Origin of the sequence: Piscinibacter sp., from assembly GCF_050175855.1 — a bacterium.
In the GTDB taxonomy this organism is placed as follows: domain Bacteria; phylum Pseudomonadota; class Gammaproteobacteria; order Burkholderiales; family Burkholderiaceae_C; genus Piscinibacter.
Window position 1 is genome coordinate 1 of the sequence record NZ_JBFXIO010000463.1, and the last position, 3,613, is coordinate 3,613.

General features: G+C 70.8%; 3 protein-coding genes and 2 pseudogenes. 2 read left to right on the forward strand and 3 right to left on the reverse strand.

Going from position 1 to position 3,613, the window contains the following annotated elements; translation table 11 throughout:
* The 3 genes and pseudogenes from AB7U92_RS23880 to AB7U92_RS23890 form a co-directional block, all read right to left on the reverse strand.
* Positions 1–183: pseudogene (locus AB7U92_RS23880) on the reverse strand (pimeloyl-CoA dehydrogenase large subunit); the annotation flags it as partial.
* Between the two features lie 93 nt (positions 184–276).
* On the reverse strand, positions 277–1,257 hold the full coding sequence (locus AB7U92_RS23885) for a tripartite tricarboxylate transporter substrate-binding protein (RefSeq protein ID WP_428582816.1): 981 nt from the start codon (positions 1,255–1,257) through the stop codon (positions 277–279).
* Between the two features lie 25 nt (positions 1,258–1,282).
* Positions 1,283–2,833, reverse strand: a complete 1,551-nt coding sequence (locus tag AB7U92_RS23890; RefSeq protein WP_428582818.1) for a sulfatase-like hydrolase/transferase — start codon at positions 2,831–2,833, stop codon at positions 1,283–1,285.
* Between the two features lie 67 nt (positions 2,834–2,900).
* On the opposite strand from AB7U92_RS23890, the gene AB7U92_RS23895 reads away from it, so the two are divergent.
* Positions 2,901–3,407, forward strand: a complete 507-nt coding sequence (locus tag AB7U92_RS23895; RefSeq protein ID WP_428309068.1) for a MarR family winged helix-turn-helix transcriptional regulator — start codon at positions 2,901–2,903, stop codon at positions 3,405–3,407.
* A pseudogene (locus tag AB7U92_RS23900) lies at positions 3,404–3,613 on the forward strand (MFS transporter); the annotation flags it as partial. The gene AB7U92_RS23895 and the pseudogene AB7U92_RS23900, both read left to right, overlap by 4 nt.

Below are 3,613 nucleotides of genomic sequence, written 5' to 3' on the forward strand. Positions count from 1 at the left end.
CGGCCAGGCCCAGCCGTGCCAGCCCTTCCTGCCGAGGATCTTGGCCCAGCGCTGCAGGTCGTCCTTCGTCAGGTGAAGGGCGTTGTGCACCTTGTGGCTGATGTCCTGGGGCAGGTTCTCGGCCACCCAGGCGCGGATCTCTTCCCGGAACGACTGTTCCTCCGGGGTGAAGTTCAGGTCCATTCGCTTGTCTCCGTCAGGGCTCGCGGTCCAGCGCGCGTTTTAGCACGACCGTTCCATTTTTCCCTGTCCCTGCGGCGACAGCAGGGTCTGGGCTCAGTCCCCCTGGAAGCCGGAGGCGCGGATCGGCGGGCCCCAGCGCTCGAGGTCTTCCTTCAGGATCGTGCCGAGGCGCTCCGGGCCGTAGCCGGTCGGCTCCAGGCCCATCTCCACCAGGCGCTTGTTGAGTGCCGGGTCGCTGATCGCGGCCTGCGCTGCCTTGGCCAGGCGATCCACCGCCGCGGGCGGCGTGCCGGCCGGGGCGAAGAGGGCATACCAGGGCTTGGCGGTCAGGTCGTAGCCGAGTTCGCGGAAGGTCGGCACGTCGGGGAAGCTGGCGTCGCGCTGCTCGCCCGCCACCGCGAGCAGGCGCGCCTTGCCGGCCATGACCAGGGCGCGGATGTCGGCCGCCACAGTGGAGATGGCGCTGACCTCGCCGCTGCCCACCGCCGTCATCGCCGCGGCGGTGCCCTTGTAGGGCACGTGGGTGAGGGTGAGCCCGGCCGACTTCGCGAACATCACGCCGAAGAAGTGCGGGATGCTGCCCGGCGCGGCCGAGGCGTAGAAGCCGTTCTTCGCCGGATCGGTCTTCACCCAGGCCACGTATTCCGCCAGCGTCTTCGCGGGCACCGGCGCTGCCACACCCAGGCCGACCTGGAAGTTGCTCAGGTGCGCCACGGGCACGAAGTCCTTGACCGGGTCGTAGCGCAGCTTGCCGGCGTAGGAGTGCGGGAAGATGGCCATCGTCGCCACCGGCGTCATCAGCAGCGTGCTGCCGTCGGCCGGCGCGGCCTTGACGAGCTCGTTGGCGATGCGGCCGCCCGCGCCCGCCTTGTTCTCGACGATCACTGTCTGCTTCAACGTGCGCTGCATGTGCTCGGCGAGCACGCGGGCGAGCGAATCGGAGGTGGCGCCGGCCGGGTAGCCGACGACGATGCGTACCGTGCCGGGCTCCTGCGCCACGGCGGCGCCGGATGCGAAGGCGAGGGCCGCACCGGCAATGGCAGCGAAGCGGCGGCGGGTCAGGGCGGAAGTCATGTTGCTGTCTCCTCGTGGTCGGGGGTCACCATTGGCCGAAGAACACGCCGGCCTGCTTGTGTCGATTGGTGCGCTGCTCGACGAACTCGTCGCTGACGGTCGTGCGGTGCTTTCGTCGCGCCAGGAAGCCGAGCAGGCGCTCGCGCAGGGCCTGCCGCACTGTTTCGTGGCCCGGGTCGCGCCCCAGGTCCAGCATCTGCTGCGGATCAGCGGCGAGGTCGAACAACTGCTCCGGCTCGTCGAGCCAGAAGACGTAGCGCCAGCGCTCGTCGCGGATCGAGAAGGCGCGCGATTGCTGCGGCGTCTTGCCCAGCCGCACGCGCGCCTCGCGGAAGCCGTAATCGAGCTCGCTGTAGACGAAGTCGCGCCACGGCGGCGCCTCGCCGCGCAGCAGCGGCAGCAGGCTGCGGCCCTCGATACGCTGCGAGGCGCCAGGCACGCCGAGGAAGTCGAGCACCGTGGGCACCAGGTCGACGCCCTCGACGAAGCGCTCGTCGACCCGGCCGCGCGAGGCGTCGGCTTCGCGCCGCGGGTCCACCAAGATGAACGGCACCTTCTGGATGGTGTCGTAGAACAGTTCCTTCTCGCCCAGCCAATGGTCGCCGAGGAAGTCGCCGTGGTCGGCGGTGAAGACGATCAGCGTGTCGTCCAGGCGCCCCAGCTGGGCCATGGCGTCGAACAGGCGCCCGAGGTGGTCGTCGAGCTGCCTGATCAGGCCCTGGTAGGCCGGGCGCACGGTGCGGATGCAGTCGTCGTTCTGGAAGCTGACGCATTCCTCCTGCTGGCGGTAGGCGGCCACCACGGGATGGGCATCGCGCAGCTCGGCCTCGCTGCGCACCACCGGCAGGCACTGCTCGGGCCGGTACATCGCGTGGTAGGGCGCCGGCGCCATGTAGGGCCAGTGCGGCTTCACGTAGCTCAGGTGCAGCACCCAGGGGCGGCTGCCTTGCTCGCGCATGAAGCGGATCGCCTGGTCGGTCATGTAGGCGGTCTCGGAGTGCGCCTCCTTCACGCGAGCCGGCAGGTGCACGTTGCGCATGTGCCAGCCGCTGGCGACTCGCCCGTCCGAGTCAATGCCGGCGATCACGTAGTCGCTCCACGGGTCGGCGCTGTCGTAGCCGTGGGCGCGCAGGAACGCCGGGTAGCCGCTCTCGTGGCCGGGCGTGTGATGGCCGTCGTAGCGGTCGATCTCGACGAAGCCGCCGCGCTCGAGGAAGGCGCCGAGCTCGCTGCCGCCATCGAGCGCGAGCCGGGCCATGCCGGCGTGGTCCGGCATCACGTGGGTCTTGCCGGCCAGCGCCAGCGTGCGCCCGGCATCGCGCAGGTACTCGCCCAGCGTGACCTCGCCGACCGACAGCGGCACCCGGTTCCAGGTGGCCCCGTGGCTGACGGGATAGCGGCCCGTGTAGAAGCTCATGCGGCTCGGGCCGCAGACGCCGCTGTTGACGAAGGCGTTGGCGAAGCGCACACCGCGGCGCGCCAGCGCGTCGAGGTTCGGCGTCTGCAGGTAGGGGTGGCCGGCGCAGGACAGGTGGTCCCAGCGCAGCTGGTCGGCCATGACGAAGAGAACGTTCATGAGGATCGGATCGGCGACCCATTCTGGTTGCCGCACAATGAATTGCACAAATCAATCCATCTCGGCAATGACCCTCAGAGACCCGCAAGTCCTGGACGATCTGCTGAACTACCGGCTGGCCCGGCTGCATGCGCTCAGCGGTGCGCCGGTGGTGCGCCTGTGCGAGGGTCGCTACGGCATCACGCGGCGCGAGTGGCGGCTGCTGGCGCTGCTGGCCGCACGCGGCGCCACCTCGCCCTCGGAGCTCGCCGAGCGGGCGCACCTCGACCGGGCGCGGACCTCGCGCGCCATCGGCTCGCTGGCGGCCAAGGCGCTGGTGCAGCGGGCCGCGCGGCCGGGCGACGCGCGCCGTGCCGTGGTGGAGATCACCACGCGCGGCCGCTCGCTGTACGACGAGATGTTCCCGCAGGTGGCAGCCATCAATCGCGCGGTGCTGGCGGCGCTGGATGAGCCGCTGCTCGCCGCGCTGGACGACGCCCTGCAGCGCCTGACCGCCCGCGCCGCCGCGCTCGAGGCCGCCAAGGTCGACGACCTGCGGGCCGACCGTCGTCGCGGCGGCTCGGCCCGCCGGTGAATCCCCCGAGCTTTCGCGCCACCGTGGCCGCGCTGGCGCTGGGCCAGTTGCTGTGCTGGGCGGCGCTGTACTACGGCTTTTCGTCCTTCGTGCTGCCGATGCAGCGGGCGATGGGCTGGAGCAAGCCCGCGATGATGGGAGCCTTCACGCTCGGGCTGGCGGTGTGGGGCGCTACCACCTATGCCGCCGGCGCCGCCATCGACCAC

Coding starts and splice junctions, on each gene's coding strand:
- AB7U92_RS23885 (WP_428582816.1), bottom strand. CDS start 1,257: ATGACTTCCGCCCTGACCCGCCGCCGCTTCGCTGCCATTGCCGGTGCG.
- AB7U92_RS23890 (WP_428582818.1), bottom strand. CDS start 2,833: ATGAACGTTCTCTTCGTCATGGCCGACCAGCTGCGCTGGGACCACCTG.
- AB7U92_RS23895 (WP_428309068.1), top strand. CDS start 2,901: ATGACCCTCAGAGACCCGCAAGTCCTGGACGATCTGCTGAACTACCGG.